Below are 19,997 nucleotides of genomic sequence, written 5' to 3'. Positions count from 1 at the left end.
GGCATCGGGGGTGTCCGGGGTCCGGGGCAGAAATGTCGTTATATCGTGAATCTGCCGAGCCTCTCGCGAAGAAGAGAATTTTGGCGACGCTCTGACCTGGACGTTTTCAGTAATGGGAATTATTGCTTTTAACAGATTCCTGATCTAGCGACATCGACGCGCGATTCGTGTCTACGCAGTCTGTCTACAGCGCCGGATAGCTATACAAAAATCCCGCGCAGGTTGCCTGAAAAGCACCTGGGCGGGATTTTTTGAAACCCTTGGGGTTTAGAAGAACATCAGGATCGCCGTGATGAGCCACAGCAGGTTGAAGATGCCGGCGAACATAGCAGCCTGTCCTGGGATCTTAGAGGCGTCTGCCTTAGTTGCCTTGGCAGTCTCAGCCTCGGAGGCAGGAGCGTCACCAGCCTCCACAGCGTTCAAGACCACCAAACCCTGGCGCTGGCGGGGGATAACCAGGGTAATCAGCACACCCCAGGCGATAATGGCCAAAAGTAGGGCGAAGTGCAGTGCATGGTTCTTCATCGCACCATCGACAGTGAAGAATGCGACCAAGCCCAGCACCGGGACCAGCAAGGAAACAAAGCCATAAGAGCGGGTGATGCGGTGCACCAGGCGCAGCGCGCCGACGGCCGCGGGATCACCGGATTGTGCCTTGCGGAACTGGGGCGCGTACATGGAGGAAGCAATCGCTACGGGGCCGATCAGCAGGATCGCTGTCAGAACGTGAAGTGCAACAATAAGGGTAGACATGCCTCCTACTCTGGCAGATTGATTGGTGACTTGTCACTTTGACGGGCCTTTTGAAAGTGCCTTAGCCTAAAATCTTTGTTCGCTGATGTGGACTACAAGTCACAGGCATCTCGGGCGGCTTGCAAATCCGCCACAGTCATCGCAAGACCATATTCACCGATCACCCGAATAAAGCGTGCACAGTAGCCACATTGATTCACCGGAGGCAGCCATTCGCTCAAGGTCGAGTCTGACTTTTCCCGGTTGACCTCGGACGCTGTGAGTACCAGGTTGCGCAACGTATCGTTCGCAAATTCTCGGCGACGTGCGTCCGGCCATGCATAAGCGCCCAGATCCCATGCAGCAGCCAGCGGAACGATATGGTCGACATCGACGTTATGGCGGTTCATCGTGCGGTGCGTATAGGGATCGACGCCCCCTTGCTCCATTGCCCCGTCTCTTCCGCGAGTACTCGCACACCCTCCAGTAGAGCCCCCGAATGCTTGCACCAGCAACAGGTGCCGCGTATCGCAAGTGCCAAGTTCGGTGACCTGCATCCCCCAGCCATCGCCGAAGCGATCGCGAGAATATCCCAGTACCCGCGGTCGGGCGGGGATCTGGTGAATATGTTGTAGGTACTCTGCGACGGTGCGCTGATCCTGCGGGCGGGGAGAATGTGGCGTCACCACCCAATAAACCCCAAATAGCAGTACAACCAGAAATAAGCAGTAGGAGGTGAAAGGGGAAGGGCGGAGGGAGTAAAAGAAAAAGCGCCGCATGCAGCTTTATACTGCAGCGACGCTAGAAAGGTTCGCCCTTATTTTGGACGGTTAGCCTGCGAAGGCTACTTGGCGGCAACCTCTGCGGCTTCCTCGAAGTCGATATCCTTCTTGGCAGCAACCTTGGACAGCTTGATTGCTTGGTCGAAGGTATCGGTGATTTCCTTGGACGGAGCCTTGGTCATCAGGGTTACGGCGACCATGACAATCACGTTCAGGGCAACGCCCGGAATCATCTCGTATAGGTCGAATGGCTTGTCGATGACGCCGAACTGTGGCAGGCCACCCCAAAGGAAGGCGACGATTGCACCAGTGACCAGGCCAGCGGCTGCACCTGTGGCGTTCAGGCGACGCCAGAACAGTGCACCCAGGATGACCGGGCCGAAGGAAGCGCCGAAGCCAGCCCAGGCGAACTCGACGAGACCCAAAATTCCGGAGTCCGGGCTCAGTGCAATCAATGCAGCCAGCAGGGCAACAACCAGCACGGCGATGCGGGAGAGGTTCTTCAGGGACTGGTCGGAGGCGTTCTTGTTGATAAGGCCGTTGTAGATGTCCTCGATCAGAGCGGAGGACACAACCAGCAGCTGGGAGGAAATCGTGGACATGATCGCGGCCAGCACGGCGGTCAAGATCAGGCCTGCGAGCAGCGGGTGGAACAGGATGCGACCCATGTCCAGGAAGATCGTCTCGAAGTTCTCCTGGTCAGTGATTGCGATGGAAGGATCCATGCCGAAGAAAGCCGGGCCGATGATGGCAACCATGACGGTGCCGACCAGGCAGAGGAACATCCAGCCAACGCCGTAACGCATACCTGCGCGAGCATCGGACGGGCCACGCAGTGCCATGAAGCGCACGATGATGTGTGGCTGGCCGAAGTAGCCCAGGCCCCATGCCAGGTTGGAGATGATGGTGACGAAGGATACGCCGGTGAACAGGGAGAACCAGTCGGGGTTGGGTTCGATGGACTCGAGACCATATGCGTTCTCAAGCTGGTAAGTCCAGATAGCGCTCGGGTCATCCATGTGCAGCAGCGCCATAATGGGCACCAGCAGCAGAGAGACGAACATGATGCAGCCCTGGACGGTATCAGTGAAGGACACAGCCAGGAAGCCGCCGATGAAGGTGTAGCCAACGGTGACGGCGGCGATGATGATCATGCCGGTCAAGTAGTCGCCCTCAAAGGTGGACTCGAAGTAGCGGCCACCGGCAACCATGCCGGAGGACACGTAGAAGGTGAAGAACACCAGGATGATGATGCCCGCAGCGATACGCAGGAAGTGGCTGCGATCGTGGAAGCGGTTCTCCAAGAAGGAGGGGATAGTGATCGAGTTATTCGCCACTTCCGTGTAGGAGCGCAGGCGAGGTGCGGTAATGATCCAGTTGACCGCAGCGCCGACGAGGAGGCCGATGGCCATCCACATCTCGGAGAATCCGAGCATGTACAGCGCGCCAGGCAGGCCCATAAGGAGCCAGCCGGACATGTCGGAGGCGCCAGCGGACAAGGCGGCAACGAAGGGGTGTAGGTTTCGTCCGCCGAGCATGTAGTCCTCGTACTCGTCGGTCTGGTTGAAACTATAAAGTCCAATCAGCAGCATGACGATCAGATAGATCACCATGGCTATGACAAACCATGTTTGGTCAGCCACGAACAGTCATCTCCTCAAGTTGAATGTATAAGTTCTATACGTCAGCTTTCGGGCTCTCTGTGCTCCGAAGTGTAGAAGGCGCGCGCAAGTGTGACGCGCACAACTCGACATCCACGTTAGCGGACGTAGTCGCGCTTCGAGGGGTGTCCGGCGTACATGGTAAAACTTCCAGCATGGGATTCACGCATCAAATGCACGTAGTTGCACCAACTTCAGGCGGGCTGTGGTTGTGGGTGGAGCGTGTCGAGGGGCATGGGGTGGTAATGGATATTGACGAGCTGGAAATGGGGGATCTACCAGCGGTTTGTATGGATATTCTGGGGATGCACCCCTGGCGTAATCGGGGAGGAATCTGGCTTTCTACGCCACGGGGAAGGGTGAAGGAATTGCCGGTACCCGCGGTAGCTTTGACCCCCGAAGAATCGGTCGCTCTAATGGGGCAGTTATGTGAATATGTGCATAAAAATGCAATCGAAGAAACTGCCTCTAAGGTCGGACTGATTGATGGGTTTGCCCCGGAGCTTAAATTCCTTATGAAACTCTGTGCTTTCGTTGAAGAAGCAGTGCTTGCCGGGCGTGTGATGATGCGCATGGAGCGCGTAGGCGATCAGTGGTTCCCACGCTGGACTCTTTCGCCCGCCGGTGATCACATGCGTGTGTTGCAGCAGTTCCGCGAACGCGTGCCCGGGGTGTTGACGCGCAACGGGGGAGAAGATGTGGTGGAGCGCCTGGCCGATGAGTTCGCCCACTGGATTGCCGTGGCACATTTGCGCCGCGAGCCCATGGAGTTCACGTCGGATTTCGTGCGCGCCCTCGCTACGGGAACGGCAACTCGAAGAGGCGGAGCCAGCACCGTAGCCAGCCTGGGACAGTGGCGGCGGGAAGCGGAGGCGGAGGCTGGACAATTGCTGTTCTTGTTGTCGACCCCCTCCGAAGTGGAACAAACCGACGAGCAAAAGGGTGCGGGTGAGGACGATGTGACCGTAGCACCGTCGTGGTGGTTGCAAATAGCCCATTCGATGAATGGTGGCCCTGCTGAGCCAATCAACCCTGCCACTGTGGGCGAAGAGTTAAAAGTAAGGATCATCCGCGGTCTCAATCGTGCCGGAGATGTATGGCCGGATTTCGAACCGCATCTGCGCAGTCTCCTGGCATGGCTCAACATGGGCGCGAATCCGCAGGGGCGGAGATGGTGGCGTCCAGAAGAGCTGCCGAGCGAACAGCCGACCTTGGGGACGAGTCTGGAGATCTCCGAGCTGGCAAGCTTCCTGGAGCACGGGGCGGCGGCGCTGCGTAAGGCTGGGTTCGGGGTGATGATTCCACGCGGGTGGGGCAAAGTGCGACCGCGGGTCAAGGCTAAAGCCACGCCGGTTGGCCAGGGGCCGGGTGCTGGCAAGCTAGGCATGGATCAGCTGATGAACTTCTCGTGGGAGGTTAGCCTGGGTAACGCTGATGGCGCTGACGGTGCCGGCGAGGGGCTCGACGAGGCGACGCGCCGAGAGCTGCTGAACGCGGCTGAGGCGATTGTGCGCATCAACGGCGAGTACGTATTCCTAGATCAGGAATCCCTCTTGGCTGCGCGCAAGTGGTTTGCACAGGTTACGAAACAGCAGGATAAAAAGGAAAAAGCTGTTGGGGATGTCACTGTGAGCGTGCGTGACATCCTGGAAGCCGATCTGCTGAGCGCCGCTGAGATAGTGGATGCTGACCACGAGTTTCGCGTGGAAGCCGACGGATGGGTCGCAAGGCTGCTGGACGGTGAAGCGCAGTTGGATCCGCCTGAGCCCGTAGATGTGCCTGCCGCTGTACAGACAACACTGCGCGACCATCAACGACGGGGCTTGAACTGGTTGGCTTGGATGCACCGCCACCGCATCGGCGCGATTCTGGCCGATGATATGGGCTTGGGAAAGACTCTGCAGGTGCTGGCACTACTGGCATGGGAGCGCGAGGCTGGCGATTGTGAAGGCCCCACCTTAGTCGTGGCACCCACCACAGTTGTGGAAGCCTGGCGTGCGGAGGCTGCATTGCATGTGCCGGGTCTGGAGGTCTTAGTCGATCACGGTTCGGGGTTGTTGGACGATAAAGAATTTGGTGACGCCACAATCCAAGGGCTGGAAGGCGGAATGAAGCGACCGGATCTGGTGGTGACAACTTACGGTCGAGTGGCGCGCAATACCGCCCGATACCAGCAGGTTCAGTGGGGCAGGGTGGTAGCCGACGAGGCACAATCGATCAAGAACCCGGCGACAAAACAGTCCCGGGCAGTGCGCTCCCTGCCAGCGGCCACACATATTGCGCTAACGGGTACACCGGTGGAGAACCGGTTGAGTGATCTGTACGCGATCATGGATTTCGCAAATCCCGGAATCTTCGGATCCGCAGCGGCATTTCAAAATCGCCTGGCTATACCCATCGAGCGCTATGGAGATGACGAAGCGAAGCGCAGGCTACGAGGCTTGGTTCAGCCGTTTATCTTGCGTCGGTTGAAGGACGATGCGGCGATTGGGCTGGATTTGCCGGAGAAGCAAGACATTGTGGAGCGCGTTCCCCTTTCCAGGGAGCAGGCTGCGCTATACGAGTCGTTCATTAAGGATATGGAGATGCGCCTGCAGCTACCCGGTGGCAAACGGCGCGCGAATATCCTGGGGGCGCTGGTGAAGATCAAACAGATTTGTAACCATCCGGCACACTACGCAGGCGACGGGTCGGGGATCCTGGCCGAGGGGAAACATCGCTCGGCGAAGATCGAGCGCATCTTTGAAATCACCGAAAATGCCCTAGAAGAAGGCAAAAAGGTGCTGATGTTTACGCAGTTCCCGACGTTTGGAAAGATGCTTGCACCAGAGCTGGAGGCCACCTTTGGTGTGGAGGTACCCGTGCTGCACGGCGGGCTGTCGCGCGCACAGCGCACGCGGATGGTTCACGATTTCCAGAGTGCGGACGGACCGCCGATTATGATCCTTTCGGTGCGGGCGGGCGGCACCGGCATCACGCTGACTGAGGCGTCGGTGGTGATCCATATCGATCGCTGGTGGAACCCAGCCGTTGAGGATCAGGCCACCGACCGTGCCTACCGAATTGGACAGAACAAGTCCGTGGAGGTTTATAAGCTCGTGGTACAGGGCACCATCGACGAGAGAATCCACGACATTATTATGAGCAAACGCGAGCTGGCGGGCGATATCGTCGGCGCAGGCGAGGGCTGGATCGCCAATCTTGGCGATGCCGAGCTGAGCGAACTGCTTCAGCTGCGCGAGTCCACCCAGCTGGAGGAAAACGATGGTTAGCAAACCACCGAGAAGGCGCTCACGCACAGACGCGACATGGGGCGAAAATGTGGTGCTCGCCGATTTTGGGGCTAGACGACGACAGGAAATGGACCGGCTGCGGGATGCCCATGGCACGCATATACGTGGGGAAGATAGCTGGGCAAGCTCGCAGTTAATGGAGGCCGTATCGAAAGCTACGGACTCGGGGCGCTTGGCGCGTGGCCGGGAATACTTCCGGGGCGGCAAGGTACTGAGCGTGGAGTTTGCCGAGAACGTGGTTGCCGGCCTTGTTGACGGTTCTCAGCTGGAGCCTTTTGAAACTTCGATTCACCTGCGCAAACTCACGGATCGGCAGCGTGACTTTGTATACGATGAGATGCTTTCCGATAGCTCGCATATTCGTTCCATCCTGGGCGGTGGCGCGCCGGGTATGGATGTGGCTTCAGTGCTATTGCATCCCGGGCATGTCAATCGAGTGAGCTGTACGTGCCCGGATAAGTCCGCGATCTGCAAGCACGTGGTGGCATTGGCTTATTCTGCTGCGGAGCGACTGGAAAAGGACCCCAGTATTCTGCTGCGATGGCGGGGATTGAACGCGCAGGAGCTGCTGCGCCCAGTACAGGGCTGGAGCAACGGGGGTGTGGGGGCGTCGCCACGAAAGCAGCCTCAGGCGCGCAATGCCGGAACGGTGCGGGAACAACAGTCAGAACAGGTGGACTCGGCAGAGTTTTGGGGCACCGCGGCAGAGCCGGTCGATTGGGAGCCGTTGAGTTGGGAATCCGGGTTGGAACAGGGGGACCAGAAGGCGCTGAATGAGGCTATGCGTTCGGTCGCGTGGCATGCGGTGGATCAGCTCAAGGCTACGCATGAGCTGGAAGTTTGTTTTGAAACTCTCGAGAAATCCGAACCTATGTTCTATTATAAAACTAGGTTGTCCGACGGGGCTGATAAAACTACGGGCGAGGCAAGTGGCAGAGCGACGGATCACGCAGCGGAACGAGCAAACGGCGAAATAGATCGCGATAAAAGCGACGAGATCGGGAAGAACAGGTAGCGGAAGATATGGCACAACCAATGACGGCAATGTCCGCGCACCGGGCGCGGATTATGCACACGTCGGACTGGCAACTGGGGATGCAGAGGCATTACTTAAGTGCTGAGGCGCAGTCGCGTTTTGATGAATCGCGGCTATCTACGATTGAGAAGCTGCTAGAGCTCGCACGGGAAAAGGAATGTGACGCAGTAGTGGTAGCAGGCGATGTTTTTGACAATAACTTGCTGAAACCAGAAATCTACGGTCGAGCCATCGACGTGTTGAAAGGCTCAGCGGTACCCGTTTTTCTACTGCCAGGTAACCACGATCCGCTGGACGCGGCGAGCGTGTACCACAGGGAGGAATTCGACGAGTTGACGAACGTTTTCGTCCTCAAGGACACGCAGCCAATTGCGGTGCCGAACTCCGACGGAGCCCACGAGGGGAATGTGACCTTAGAAATCGTGGGAGCGCCGCTGCAGGGGAAAAGCGCAGAACAGGATCTGGTTGCAGCCGCTCTGAGCGGGCTAGAGCCGATAGAGGGGGCAGGTATTCGAGTATTGGTCGGGCATGGTGGGGTGAGCTCTTTTGGTGAAAAAGACGATCTCGACTGCATCGACGTGGACAATGCAGCCCAGGCCTGCCGTGATCGCAAAGTGGATTATGTGGCGCTAGGAGATACGCACTCGACGATGCCGCTAGATGCAGACGGCACCCAGGCACGAGTGTGGTACTCCGGTGCGCACGAGGCCACGGCTTTCGTTGATGAGGACGGCCGAGGTGAATCGAACTCTGGCAACGTGCTGGTGGTGGACATTGCAGTGGATCCGGCGCGCCCCGAGCAGCAGGCACAGGTGCAGGTTGAAGAGATTCCGGTGGGAGGGTGGACGTTGAGGGCTGTGGCCGCGACAGTGAACTCAACGGAGGATATTGATGAATTCCTGGGGCGGTTGGAAGCTATCGAGGCCAAGCGCACCACCGTTATCAAGTACTCGCTGGAGGGGATGCTGTCCGTTCACGATGCTGCTTACTTGGACGAACGAGTGGCCAAACTTAAGCCGACCTTCGCAGCTCTATATGAACGCGATCGGTTAATGGATGTGCACGTTATTCCCGATGAGGATGAGCTATCTGAAGGGCTGCTGGGTCAGGGCTTTATTGGTGAGGCAGCACATGAACTCAAGGCAATAGCCGAAATCAAGAGTAAGGATCCAGAGCAGGTGCGGAAATCCCAGTGTGCACAGGATGCACTGCGCTTGCTGGTGCGGCTGGCCAAGCACGCGGAGAAGGGCAACTAGGGGAGAGGAACGGTTTAGGAAGATGACAACTTCTAACCAGGCCAGCTTTGTCTTGGAAAGCCTGGAAGTCTACAACTTTGCAGGTATCAGCTCTGCCCATTTCACTCCTAAAGCGACGGGAGTGACCGTTGTTTACGGCAGTAACGAGGCCGGCAAATCCAGTTTGATGAATGCCTTTGGGTTGCTGCTTTCCGATTGGAAGGTTTCGACAGGTTCCAGGAAGGTTAGTGTCTTTTTCCCCGTAGGTGGAGGCTCAAAACCGAAAATCACCGCCCGCATGCGCCTTGGCGAGTACCAGGTGGAGTACACCAAGGACTTCGAGAAAAAGAAAACGAAGCTGGATGTGCTGCGTCCTTCCGTACGTAACTACGACGGTGTCGCTGCGATGGAAAAGTTCAACGCGCTACTAAACGAGAACATAGATTCTGCGCTGCGCGAGGCGCTGTTCGTCAGTCAGGGCGAACGCTTGGATGCCCTAGATTTCACTGCAATTCCCGCCCTTTCTTCAGCTCTTCGAACTGCCGGTGATCGCGCTGTGGGGGAAGGGAGTGAGGCTCATGACGCCACAGTAGGCGCCGTTGGTGGCATCCGTGAAGACGATCAGGGAGCAGCAGAGAGACTGGTTCGCCTGATCGACGAAGAGGACAGGAAGTTACGGGATCGGCGAAGCAACCGAAACTCCAGGGGAGAACTGGCGAAGGCCGAGGCGGAACTTGCTAGTGCGGAAGAAGCTCTGGCAACTGCGGAGAGTGATTACAACAACGCTCAAGGGACAATTCGCAACATTGAATCCCTGCAGACCCAGCGGGCGGAGGCGGAGGCCGACCTACCGGATGCACAGAAGGAGTACGACGAGTGCGTCCAGCGGCTGGAAGCCGCGAAGAAGGTTGCGGAGACTCTCCGCACCTTGGAAAACGAGTTGGATCTGAAACACGATCAGGTCGGGCGTTGGGACGACGCCTTCGAAGCTCGGGAAAATCTGAAGTCAGCGCTGGAGAAGCAGGAGCAGTCACTGAAGACGGCGACCGAGGAACTTGGCGGCGTCCAAAAGAAAGCCGACGAACAACAGGCTGAGCGCAATGAAGCCCAGAAGGCCTTCGATAGTGCCCATGTTGCCTATGCATTGGCGGATAAGCGTGCCAAGCTGGCTGCTGCGCTGAAGAAAGAAGCGGAGGTGCAGGAGCAGCTGGATGGCGCTGCAGAGGAACGCGATGATGCCATCGAGCTGGACTCCAAGGTCACGGAGCTGGCACAGAAGGTAGATCGCGACCCCGCAACGCCCAAGGCGGAGCAGAGGATTCGTGAAGCGATCTCGGATCTAGAAGCACAGATCAAGATTCGCGATGTCGGAGCGACTGCCGTGCACATTACCGGGCCGATCGGAGGCACGGTCGTGGATGATGGGGTGGAAAGGGTACTGGGGGACGGTGGTCTGGAAAAGAAAGTCACCACCGAATGGACGGTGGGGCTGGGTGAATACCAAGTATGTGTGACTCCAGCGCAGGATTCCAGCAACCTCGACTTGAAGGTCACCGAGGCGCTACAGAAGGTCAATGCGGAGCTTTCATCAGTTGGGCGCGAGCACATCGATCTGGAGGACTCCCGCGCTGAAGTTTTGGAGGAATTCGGACGCGCTGTGCGAGCACGTAACGAGGAGGAGGAGAACCTGCGTGACCTGCGAGCCAGTCTCAAGGCCACTCTTGGCAAGCGCTCGATGTCTGACCTCAACAGTCTGGTAAGTAGCCTTACTGCCGAACTGGAAGACCTACGGAAGAGCTGCGGTAGCTTGCGAAGTGACGCCAATGCGGAGCCTGATGGGACTATCGACGATGCGGAAGCCACCGCTGCCTTGGAGGTAGCGACCCGGGATCGCGATGCGGCCAGTGAGCGGCTACTTTCACTGCAAAACAGTGACGCAATCGAGCGGAAAATCCAACATGAGGCGAAGGTTGAGAGCCTGCAGCAGCAGTTGGATGCGACATCGAAGAATCTGGAGGCGGCTCGTCAACGTCACTCCGATGAAGACCTACGCACGAAACGAACGCAGGCAATTGCGGCCGTGGAAGTGGCGCGCTCGGAATTGGAATCAAAGCGCCGAGAAGTGGGAGAGCTTGGGGACGTTACGGATGCGCAGGCAAGCCTCGACGGGGCACAAAGCCGGCTGAATATGCTCAGTCAGCAAATGCAGGAATGCCGTGTGAATATCGCTGCAATGAATGCGAAGCTTGGACAGGCTCGGGGCTCTGCAGATACGAAGGAGCGAGCAGAAACGGAGGTGAAGCGCCTTAAGGGTGTGGTTACTAGATTGCGCAGGCAAGCGGATGCTGCGGAGCTGTTGCACGAGGTGGTTCAGGCATCGCGGAAGCGGATGCAGGAGAAGTACTCCGAGCCTTATCGAAAGGCTCTGAATAAGCTTTCTGGGATGGTCTTCGGCAGCGATGTGGATCTGGATGTGGACGAGAAGTTCCAAGTTTCAAGCCGCGCAATCGGCAGTGTGCGTCTGGACAAAGAACAGCTCTCTGGAGGTGCACAGGAGCAGGTGGAGATTCTGCAGCTCCTCGCGATTGCCCGGCTGGTGGGTCACGATGGCAGCGGTGTGCCGATCTTCCTGGACGACGTTCTGGGGTTCAGCGATACTGATCGGTCGAAGAGTATGAACAAGGTGCTCGGTGCGCTGGGTAGGGACAATCAGATCATCGTGCTGACTTGTGACGAGGATCGATTCTCGCGGATTCCAAACGTGAATTTTCAGAGTATCGAGAGCGTAAAGAACTCAGGATCGGGAGCTTCTGAAGCTTAATTCTCTCAGTAGCCTTCCTCGTACCCGTAGTCGTAGTCCTGTGCGTCGCTATAGCCATCGTTGTAGCCCTCGTAATAGGAATCGCCTGGGGCGGGAGCCGGCTCGGCGGGACGAGCGGCCATCATTTTGTTGGCACAGGTCTGAGTCCAACCTGACGTCCCATCGGTAAAGAATGTTGTGCCAGTTTCGTGAAGTGAGGGATCGCCACAGGATGCGATTGTCTTGTTCATTACTGAAGGGGCAGCCTGACCTGGAGCTTCAGTGTGCCCAATGACAGCCTCACCGTTCGTGGTCGTCTTTTGCTGTGGACCGCCCGGAGTGGGGGTGGGGGATTTAGCTTCTGAGCTCTTCGTTTTGGACGTACTTGTCGTGGTTTCTGGGGACGCAGTTACGGTAGTGGTCTGCACATCCCCTGAGTCATCCCCGCCGGAACCACAACCACACAGGGCAAGGACGGATGTTAAAACCAGAGCGAAAGTACTCGCGCGGCGCATGGTCGATCTCCTTGAGAAATAAAAAGAATTTTCTTAAGAATACCCAGCATGCGGATCATCGTGGCCATATCCTCGCCGGAGTTAAAGCCATGACGCTGCCCCCGGCTAAATCGGAAAAGTAACCTCCTCCACTAGGGCAATCCAAAAGCAAAAGCCTCGGGACAAAATCAATAGCGACGTCCCGAGGCTTGACAACGTGCCCTCGGCGAGATTCGAACTCACGACCCCTGGTACCGGAAACCAGTGCTCTATCCCCTGAGCTACGAAGGCGCCGTATTGGCGGTTCACTTCACGTTCACGTCAATACGGGTTGAAAGTCTAGCACTGCAATAGGGCAGTAGTTTAATCACCTCCACCACTGCGTGAGCGGCTCGACTCCACTGCTAGTGTTTAATGCTGTGACTCCTGCTGAATTGTCTGAACTGATTACCGAAACTGCCCGCACGACCCTGGATGCCCACGGCCTGGATTCCTCCGTGGTGCCGGAAGGCGCCACCGTGGAACGCCCACGCAACCCGGAGCACGGCGACTACGCAACGAACATCGCTATGCAGGTCGCCAAGAAGGCCGGTACGAACCCTCGTGAGCTCGGTACCTGGCTCGCGGAATCCCTCGCCGGCCACGACGGTATCGACGAGGCCACCGTTGCAGGTCCAGGCTTTATCAACATTCGCCTGGCGGCTGCTGCACAAGGCAAGATTGTCGAGCAGATCCTCGCTAGCGGTGCAGATTTCGGCCACGGCGATGAGTTCGCCGGAACCGCCATCAACCTTGAATTCGTCTCTGCAAACCCAACTGGCCCCATCCACCTGGGTGGCACACGTTGGGCCGCCGTGGGCGATGCGCTGGGACGAGTGCTGACCGCCCGCGGCGCGAAAGTTACCCGCGAGTACTACTTCAACGACCACGGCGCACAGATCGACCGCTTTGCCCGCTCCCTGCTGGCCGCTGCGAAGGGCGAACCTACCCCGGAAGACGGCTACGGCGGCGACTACATTCAGGACATTGCCTCGCAGATCGTGGAGAAAAACCCCGGCTGGCAGCAGCTCAGCGCAGAGGACGCACAGGAGCTATTCCGCTCCCAAGGTGTGGATCTGATGTTTGCCCATATCAAGCGCACCCTGGCGGAGTTCGGTACGGAGTTCGACGTGTACTTCCACGAAAACTCCCTGTTCGAGTCCGGTGCCGTCGAAGCGGCGATCCAGAAGATCAAGGACAACGGCAACCTTTATGAAGCCGACGGTGCCTGGTGGCTGCGCTCCACTAACTTCGGCGACGACAAGGACCGCGTGGTCATCAAGTCCGACGGCAACGCGGCCTACATCGCCGGTGATATCGCTTACGTGGCCGACAAGTTCGACCGTGGCCATAATCTATGCATCTACATGCTCGGCGCCGACCACCACGGATACATCGCCCGTCTCCGCGCAGCAGCTGCAGCCATGGGCTACGACCCGGAGCAGGTCGAGGTGCTCATCGGTCAGCTGGTAAAACTCGTCAAGGATGGAAAGGCAGTGCGTATGTCGAAGCGTGCTGGCACTGTCATCACCTTGGACGACCTTGTGGAGGCCATCGGCGTGGATGCCGCCCGCTATGCGCTGATCCGCAGCTCCGTCGATTCTTCTTTGGATATCGATATGGATCTGTGGGCTTCGCAGTCCAACGACAACCCGGTGTTCTATGTCCAGTACGCACACGCTCGCTTGTGCTCCCTGGGACGCAAGGCAGCGGATCTCGGTGTCACCCGTGAAGGCGCCGATCTAGCTCTGCTGACGCACGACCGCGAGGGCGACCTCATCCGTACCTTGGGTGAGTTCCCAGCCGTCGTGAAGACCGCTGCGGAGCTGCGCGAACCCCACCGTGTGGCCCGCTACGCGGAGGCACTGGCCGGAGCATTCCACCGCTTCTACGACGCTTGCCAGATCTTGCCGAAGCCCAGCGACGACGAGCAGACCGTTGTAGAGAACAAGGCGTTGTTCGCCGCTCGTCTCTCCCTGGCCTCTGCGGCTCGCCAGACTCTCGCCAACGCGCTGGAGCTGCTCGGTGTGTCTGCCCCGGAGCGCATGTAGACCAGAGAGCACTGAGGACCGCTGCCTCCTTTTTGACGCCCTCACGTCAGCACCCAACACACACTCAACTCACCTAGGAGAATCCTTTGGATCCGGAGACTCACCTGAACTCCACACGACTGCGCCGTCGCATCGCCAACACCGCGGAGTTCAACGCGATCCCAGCGCACGTCTACCCGCAGACCCTTCGCCGCGAGACGGCGGGGGAGCGGGCAGGCGAGGTCACCATCGGTGGCGTACCGATTACCGATATCGCGGAAACCTTCGGTACTCCGGCTTTCGTGATGGACGAGGAAGACTTCCGCACCCGCTGCCGCCGCTTGGCCAAGGCATTCGGTGGAGGGCGCTTTGTCCACTACGCGTCCAAGGCGTTCCTGTCGAAGACGGTCGCCCGCTGGGTGATGGATGAGGGGCTGTCCCTCGACGTCGCCTCTTTAGGCGAGCTCCAGGTGGCACTGGCTGCGGGCTTCCCAGCTGAACGCATCACTGTCCACGGCAACAACAAGTCCCCGGAGTTTCTGCGACTGGCGGTTTCCGAAGGTGCGGAGCTGATCGTCGTAGACTCGCTACAAGAAATTGAGTCTTTGTCCGCCGTTGCAGGCGAACTGGGCAAGGCCCAGGACGTACTAGTACGCGTAACTCCGGGTGTGCACGTCGATACCCACGAGTTCATCGCCACTAGTCACGAGGATCAGAAGTTCGGGTTCTCTCTTGCCTCCGGCGCGGCTCACCATGCGGCCATGGCCTGCCATACCGCCGACGGCGTGCGCCTGCGCGGCCTGCACTGCCATGTAGGCTCTCAGGTTTTTGAAGCCGCTGGTTTCGCTCTGGCCGCCGAGCGCCTTTTGGGGCTGTGGAAGCAGCTTTTGGATTCCATTAAGACCTTGCACGACGATCATGCTGTCGACCCGTCGCGCGGTGTGGGGGTCGTGGGGTCGGACGCCCCTACGGTGCTGGATACCCTCGATCTCGGTGGTGGCTACGGTATCGCCTATATGCCGGATCATGAGGCTCTCGACGTTGAAGAGGTGGCGTCCGAGCTTAAGAGCAAGGTGTGCGAAGCGGCGAAGTCGGCCGGTGTGCCCGAACCGACCCTTAACGTGGAGCCGGGACGCGCGATCGCCGGACCGTCGATGATTACCCTTTACCGCGTGGGTACGGTGAAGGATGTTGAGGTGGCGGACGGGATTTCCCGTCGTTATATCTCCGTCGACGGTGGCATGAGCGATAACATCCGTCCGGCCCTGTACCAGGCCGAATATGATTGCCGCGTGGCGAACCGGGAGGTCGCGGGGGAGTTGTTGCCGACGCGTATCGTGGGCTCTCACTGTGAATCCGGTGATGTGTTGGTCAATGACGCTTTGGTGCCAGAGGACGTGCGCCCCGGTGACCTGCTGATGATTGGTGCAACGGGAGCCTATTGTTATGCGATGGCCTCCCGCTACAACATGATGACCCGGCCTCCGGTGGTACGGGTTGCAGACGGTGAAGCGCGTTTGATGATTCGTCGCGAAACCATTGATGACGTGCTGTCTTTGGAGGAGTAGACCCCCTCTAAGAGAGGTAAAATAGGGGTAATGGACAGCTTTGTCTAGTCGCGCGGTAGATTGGTGCGATAACCTAAGGAAAATTACCGACAGAACTCGATTGAGACCCCACAAAGGAGCGACATGACCGAGCAGAAATTCAAGCCAGGCAAGGGAATTGGCGAGACCGTTGGTGTGGCTCTGCTGGGCATGGGCACCGTCGGCGCCGAGGTACTACGTCTCTTGGAGGAGCGCGCTGATGAGTTCGCCGAACGCATTGGTGGAAAGCTGGAAGTACGTGGCATCGCTGTCAGCGACCTAGCCAAGCCGCGCCCGGGTGTAGATCCGGAAAAGCTAACCGATGATGCACTCTCCCTCGTTGACCGTGAGGACATCGATCTCGTCATCGAGGTAATTGGCGGCATTGAATATCCGCGCAAGGTAGTGCTAGCAGCGCTGCGCGCTGGTAAGTCCGTGGTCACCGCAAACAAAGCTCTCATCGCCGCTCACGCCGATGAGCTCTCTGCCGCCGCAGACGAGTCCGGTGTGGATCTGTTCTTTGAAGCTGCCGTCGCCGCGGCCATCCCGGTGGTCGGCCCGCTGCGCCGCTCCCTGGCTGGCGACAAGGTTAACCAGGTCATGGGCATCGTCAACGGCACCACCAACTTCATCTTGGACGCAATGTACAGCCGCGGTGCCAGCTACGACGAGATGCTGGCGGAAGCCACGGAGCTGGGATATGCAGAAGCCGACCCGACTGCAGATGTCGACGGCTTCGATGCCGCCAGCAAGGCCGCTATCCTGGCTTCCCTGGCGTTCCACACCCGCGTCTCCGGTGAGGACGTGCATACGGAAGGTATTCGCAACATCACCGTTGCCGACATCGAAGCCGCAAAGGCTGCGAACTCCACCATCAAACTACTCGCCATCTGTGAGCGCCTCGTGGACGATCAAAACCAGGAATCTGTTTCCGCGCGCGTGTACCCCGCGCTTATCCCCATTTCGCACCCACTGTCCAGCGTTGCTGAGTCCTACAACGCAGTCTTCGTCGAGGCCGAGTCCGCTGGACGACTGATGTTCTACGGCAACGGTGCCGGCGGTGGTCCGACTGCCTCGGCTGTATTGGGTGATGTTGTGGCCGTGGCCCGCAACATCGTGCTCGGCGGTCGCGGCCCAGGGGAGTCCACCTATGCCTCCCTGCCCATCGCTGATTTCGGTGAAGTTCGCACCCGTTACCACGTTGATATGCAGGTCGATGATCGTCTGGGTGTGCTGGCTGAGGTGGCCTCCGTGTTCTCGGACAAGGGCGTATCGCTGAAGACGGTGCGTCAAGAAGGGCTCAACGATGGTGCGCGCCTCGTTGTGATCACCCACAGCGCAAAGGAGCGCGACCTGGAGGAGACCGTTACCAAGCTGAAGAAACTGGAGGCGGTCAAGGCCATCGATTCTGTTATTCGCATGGAAGGCTAACCACAAGTCTGAAGCGCTAGCCCCTAGCGCTAACCCCAAACGCAGTGTCAAAAACCAAAGGTGTGCTTGCGCACGCCTTTGTGGCACTACAGTGGCAATAAAGTAGAGCTTCTAAAATTAGCAACAACTGGGAAGAGACGACAGGGAACTCATGACTAACAAGGTTCTGAACCATTGGACCGGCCTGATCAACATGTATCGCGATCGGATGCCTTTCGCGAAGGACTGGGAGCCGGTGACCCTCAACGAAGGCGGCACCCCGCTACTGCGGGCGAACCACCTGTCGGAACTGACCGGCTGTGAAGTGTACCTGAAGATCGAAGGTGCCAACCCAACGGGTTCTTTCAAGGATCGTGGCATGACCGTTGCCGTGACCGATGCTTATCACAAGGGGCAGAAGGTCTTGATGTGCGCCTCGACAGGCAACACTTCCGCCTCCGCAGCCGCATACGCTGCCCGCGCTGGCCTCAAGTCCGCCGTGTTGATCCCCGAGGGCAAGATTGCCCAGGGCAAGCTGGCACAGGCCGTGATGCACGGCGCGCAGATCATCCAGATCCGCGGCAACTTCGATGATTGCCTGGAGCTAGTTCGCAAGACGACCACCGAGTTCCCAGAGATCGCTCTGGTCAACTCTGTGAACCCGATGCGCATCGAGGGACAGAAGACCGCCTCGTTTGAAATCGTCGATTGCCTTGGTGACGCCCCCGATGTCCACTTCCTGCCGGTCGGCAACGCGGGCAACATCACCGCATATTGGAAGGGCTACACCGAGTATGCCGAGGACGGCGTTTCCACCCAACGCCCCGTGATGAAGGGCGTGCAGGCCGCAGGAGCCGCCCCGCTGGTGAAGGGCGAGCCAGTGCTGGAGCCGGAGACGGTCGCAACCGCGATCCGCATCGGTAACCCGGCTTCCTGGCAGCAAGCAGTGGCAGCCAAGGAAGAATCGGGCGGCGATTTCCGCGCTCAGACCGATGAGCAGATTCTCGAGGCATATCGCCTGATCGCAGGCCGTGAGGGCATTTTCGTTGAGCCGGCTTCCGCTTCGTCCGTAGCGGGACTGTTGGACGCACATGCCAATGGTGAATTGACTGCTGGCCAGCGCATCGTGTGTACCGTCACCGGCCATGGCCTGAAGGATCCGACGACTGCTCTGTCCCAGATGCCGGATCCCACCGTCACCGACGTAGATCCGCATGCTGTTGCAGATGCGCTGGGGCTGAAGTAATGGGCGTCGAAATCCCGGTTGGCCGCAAGGCCACCGTTAAGGTTCCCGCCTCTACCGCGAATCTGGGGCCAGGCTTTGACACGCTGGGCTTAGCTCTTGGGCTATACGACTATGTGACCGCCGAGGTTATTGAGTCTGGCCTGGTCGTTGAGGTTACCGGCGAAGGCGAAGGCGAGGTGCCTTTAGATGAGCGCCACCTGGTCGTTCGTGCGCTCAGGGCGGCATTGAAGGAAGCGGACGTGACGGTTCCGGGGCTACGTGTGAGCTGCACTAACTCCATCCCACAGTCTCGCGGCTTGGGCTCCTCGGCCGCTGCCGCGACTGCTGGTGTGGCCGCAGCCAACGGTTTGGCTGGCTTTACCCTGGACGACAAAGCACAGGTGCAGATCGCTTCGACTTTTGAAGGGCACCCCGATAACGCGGGTGCTTCCGTGCTGGGTGCCGGTGTCGTCTCGTGGACGAATACTCCCATCGACGGGGTTTCTGCGCCGGAGTATCACGCCCGCCGAATCGACGTACACCCGGATATCAAGGCCACTGCGTTCATCCCGGATTTCCATGCGTCGACGGAGGCGATTCGTCGCGTCCTGCCGTCCGATATCAGCCACGTGGATGCTCGCTTCAATGTTTCTCGCACTGCAGTTATGACGGTCGCGCTGCGCGACGATCCGGAATTGCTGTGGGAGGGCACCCGTGACCGTATGCATCAGACGTACCGCGCCGAAGTGCTACCAGTGACCGCAGAGTGGGTGAACCGCCTGCGAAACCTGGGGTACCCGGCATTTCTTTCCGGTGCAGGCCCGACGATTCTGGTGCTCAGTACCGAGCGGGTGGATAACGCACTTGTGGAGGAAGCCCGGGGGCGTGGAATGAAGGTTCTAGAGCTAGATGTCGCTGGCCCAGTTGAGGTGGACGTTACCGGCTAGTCATTAGCCGGCGCCGGGGCGAGGGCAGCCTGCTTCTTGTCGCTACGGCTCTTTTGCACGACGCCGAACAGCGCCGGAACTATGGAGAACGCAACGAGACCGAGGAAGATGGCCTCAATGTTGTTCCGCACGAACTCCACGCCGCCAAGCAGGGATCCCAGGTAGACGATGCCGCTGGCCCACAGCACACCGCCGATGATGTTGAAGACAATGAACGTCCGGTAGCGCATACCCGACATTCCGGCCACCAACGGGGCATAGGTTCGCACAAAGGGGACAAAACGGCACAGGATGATTGTGATCGAACCGTACTTGGCGAAGAACTCCTCGGAGCGGTGTAGGTGCTCCTGCTTAAAGAAACGTCCATCCTTGCGCTTGCGCAGTGCGGGGTGGAAGCGGTGGCCGATCCAATAGCCCACCTGATCACCCAAAATTGCTGCAATTGGGGTGATAAGCAGCACCTGCCAAAGTGGTGCAAAACCATCGGGCTGGCTGGCCAGCAACCCAGCGGTGAAAAGCAGAGAATCGCCCGGCAGGAATGGGAAAAACAAGCCAGATTCGATGAAGATAATCACAAAAATAGCGGGCAGGATTGCCGCGCCGAAGGGGCCGGAACCCGATAGCAAGTGCATCGGGTCGAGCCACTGTGGCCCTAGAGCCATCACAGTTACATCGGTCATGCAAAAAGACGCTACTCTATTTTTATCTGCAATAGTTAAAGGCGAGC

Annotated in this window: 14 protein-coding genes and 1 tRNA gene; 9 read left to right on the top strand and 6 right to left on the bottom strand. The window is 58.6% G+C overall.

All coding sequences use genetic code 11. From position 1 onward, the window contains the following. Positions 1 to 267 precede the first annotated feature (267 nt). From AC06DS_RS09720 to putP, 3 genes are all read right to left on the bottom strand, one after another. Positions 268 to 753 carry a hypothetical protein gene (locus AC06DS_RS09720; protein ID WP_473963688.1) on the bottom strand — a complete coding sequence of 162 codons (486 nt, stop codon included), beginning with the start codon at positions 751 to 753 and terminating at the stop codon, positions 268 to 270. Positions 754 to 845: 92 nt separating this feature from the next. Next, the gene (locus AC06DS_RS09715) at positions 846 to 1,418 is read right to left on the bottom strand and encodes an HNH endonuclease family protein (protein WP_477100639.1); all 573 of its coding nucleotides are present in this window, start codon (positions 1,416 to 1,418) and stop codon (positions 846 to 848) included. A 158-nt stretch (positions 1,419 to 1,576) separates the two neighbouring features. Beyond that, positions 1,577 to 3,157, bottom strand: coding sequence for a sodium/proline symporter PutP (gene putP, locus AC06DS_RS09710; protein ID WP_477100638.1), 1,581 nt, complete (start codon positions 3,155 to 3,157; stop codon positions 1,577 to 1,579). A gap of 173 nt (positions 3,158 to 3,330) precedes the next feature. Here putP and AC06DS_RS09705 point away from each other — a divergent pair, with 173 nt between their 5' ends. From AC06DS_RS09705 to AC06DS_RS09690, 4 genes are all read left to right on the top strand, one after another. Continuing rightward, a complete protein-coding gene (locus AC06DS_RS09705; protein ID WP_477100637.1) occupies positions 3,331 to 6,447 on the top strand; it encodes a DEAD/DEAH box helicase in 3,117 nt (1,038 codons plus the stop codon). A gap of 157 nt (positions 6,448 to 6,604) precedes the next feature. Further along, complete coding sequence (locus AC06DS_RS09700; protein WP_477100636.1) at positions 6,605 to 7,483, top strand: SWIM zinc finger family protein; 879 nt, start codon at positions 6,605 to 6,607, stop codon at positions 7,481 to 7,483. Between the two features lie 8 nt (positions 7,484 to 7,491). Continuing rightward, complete coding sequence (locus AC06DS_RS09695; protein ID WP_477100635.1) at positions 7,492 to 8,760, top strand: metallophosphoesterase family protein; 1,269 nt, start codon at positions 7,492 to 7,494, stop codon at positions 8,758 to 8,760. 22 nt (positions 8,761 to 8,782) lie between these two features. Continuing rightward, positions 8,783 to 11,560 carry an ATP-binding protein gene (locus AC06DS_RS09690; protein WP_473963683.1) on the top strand — a complete coding sequence of 926 codons (2,778 nt, stop codon included), beginning with the start codon at positions 8,783 to 8,785 and terminating at the stop codon, positions 11,558 to 11,560. Positions 11,561 to 11,565: 5 nt separating this feature from the next. On the opposite strand, the gene AC06DS_RS09685 is transcribed toward AC06DS_RS09690, so the two are convergent. After that, on the bottom strand, positions 11,566 to 11,790 hold the full coding sequence (locus AC06DS_RS09685) for a hypothetical protein (RefSeq protein ID WP_476727481.1): 225 nt from the start codon (positions 11,788 to 11,790) through the stop codon (positions 11,566 to 11,568). A gap of 461 nt (positions 11,791 to 12,251) precedes the next feature. After that, positions 12,252 to 12,324, bottom strand: a tRNA-Arg gene (locus tag AC06DS_RS09680). Between the two features lie 128 nt (positions 12,325 to 12,452). Here AC06DS_RS09680 and argS point away from each other — a divergent pair. The 5 genes from argS to thrB all read left to right on the top strand — a co-directional run bounded on the left by argS (position 12,453) and on the right by thrB (position 19,270). Further along, complete coding sequence (gene argS / locus AC06DS_RS09675) at positions 12,453 to 14,123, top strand: arginine--tRNA ligase (protein ID WP_477100634.1); 1,671 nt, start codon at positions 12,453 to 12,455, stop codon at positions 14,121 to 14,123. A 131-nt stretch (positions 14,124 to 14,254) separates the two neighbouring features. Continuing rightward, positions 14,255 to 15,670 (top strand): diaminopimelate decarboxylase, encoded by a 1,416-nt coding sequence (lysA, locus tag AC06DS_RS09670; RefSeq protein WP_477101202.1) that lies wholly within the window; start codon positions 14,255 to 14,257, stop codon positions 15,668 to 15,670. Positions 15,671 to 15,793: 123 nt separating this feature from the next. Further along, positions 15,794 to 17,119, top strand: a complete 1,326-nt coding sequence (locus AC06DS_RS09665; protein ID WP_293789749.1) for a homoserine dehydrogenase — start codon at positions 15,794 to 15,796, stop codon at positions 17,117 to 17,119. Between the two features lie 151 nt (positions 17,120 to 17,270). Beyond that, entirely contained in the window at positions 17,271 to 18,344 is a 1,074-nt protein-coding gene (thrC, locus tag AC06DS_RS09660; RefSeq protein WP_293789751.1) for a threonine synthase, read from the top strand. After that, the gene (gene thrB, locus AC06DS_RS09655) at positions 18,344 to 19,270 is read left to right on the top strand and encodes a homoserine kinase (RefSeq protein ID WP_293789754.1); all 927 of its coding nucleotides are present in this window, start codon (positions 18,344 to 18,346) and stop codon (positions 19,268 to 19,270) included. Before thrC ends, thrB begins: the two co-directional genes overlap by 1 nt. On the opposite strand, the gene AC06DS_RS09650 is transcribed toward thrB, so the two are convergent. Next, positions 19,267 to 19,950, bottom strand: coding sequence for a DedA family protein (locus AC06DS_RS09650; RefSeq protein WP_477100633.1), 684 nt, complete (start codon positions 19,948 to 19,950; stop codon positions 19,267 to 19,269). The genes thrB and AC06DS_RS09650 overlap by 4 nt on opposite strands. Positions 19,951 to 19,997 lie beyond the last annotated feature (47 nt).

This window comes from Corynebacterium sp. TUM25015 (genome assembly GCF_056393505.1).
Note: the sequence above shows the minus strand (reverse complement) of the source record. Positions and strands in the feature narration are given on the sequence as shown.

What these genes read in the sequence shown, in the direction of transcription:
- thrC (WP_293789751.1), top strand. Translation starts at nt 17,271, where the DNA reads ATGACTAACAAGGTTCTGAACCATTGGACCGGCCTGATCAACATGTAT.
- AC06DS_RS09695 (WP_477100635.1), top strand. Translation starts at nt 7,492, where the DNA reads ATGGCACAACCAATGACGGCAATGTCCGCGCACCGGGCGCGGATTATG.
- AC06DS_RS09720 (WP_473963688.1), bottom strand. Translation starts at nt 753, where the DNA reads ATGTCTACCCTTATTGTTGCACTTCACGTTCTGACAGCGATCCTGCTG.
- thrB (WP_293789754.1), top strand. Translation starts at nt 18,344, where the DNA reads ATGGGCGTCGAAATCCCGGTTGGCCGCAAGGCCACCGTTAAGGTTCCC.
- AC06DS_RS09700 (WP_477100636.1), top strand. Translation starts at nt 6,605, where the DNA reads ATGGAGGCCGTATCGAAAGCTACGGACTCGGGGCGCTTGGCGCGTGGC.
- AC06DS_RS09705 (WP_477100637.1), top strand. Translation starts at nt 3,331, where the DNA reads ATGGGATTCACGCATCAAATGCACGTAGTTGCACCAACTTCAGGCGGG.
- AC06DS_RS09650 (WP_477100633.1), bottom strand. Translation starts at nt 19,950, where the DNA reads ATGACCGATGTAACTGTGATGGCTCTAGGGCCACAGTGGCTCGACCCG.
- AC06DS_RS09665 (WP_293789749.1), top strand. Translation starts at nt 15,794, where the DNA reads ATGACCGAGCAGAAATTCAAGCCAGGCAAGGGAATTGGCGAGACCGTT.
- AC06DS_RS09685 (WP_476727481.1), bottom strand. Translation starts at nt 11,790, where the DNA reads ATGAACAAGACAATCGCATCCTGTGGCGATCCCTCACTTCACGAAACT.
- AC06DS_RS09690 (WP_473963683.1), top strand. Translation starts at nt 8,783, where the DNA reads ATGACAACTTCTAACCAGGCCAGCTTTGTCTTGGAAAGCCTGGAAGTC.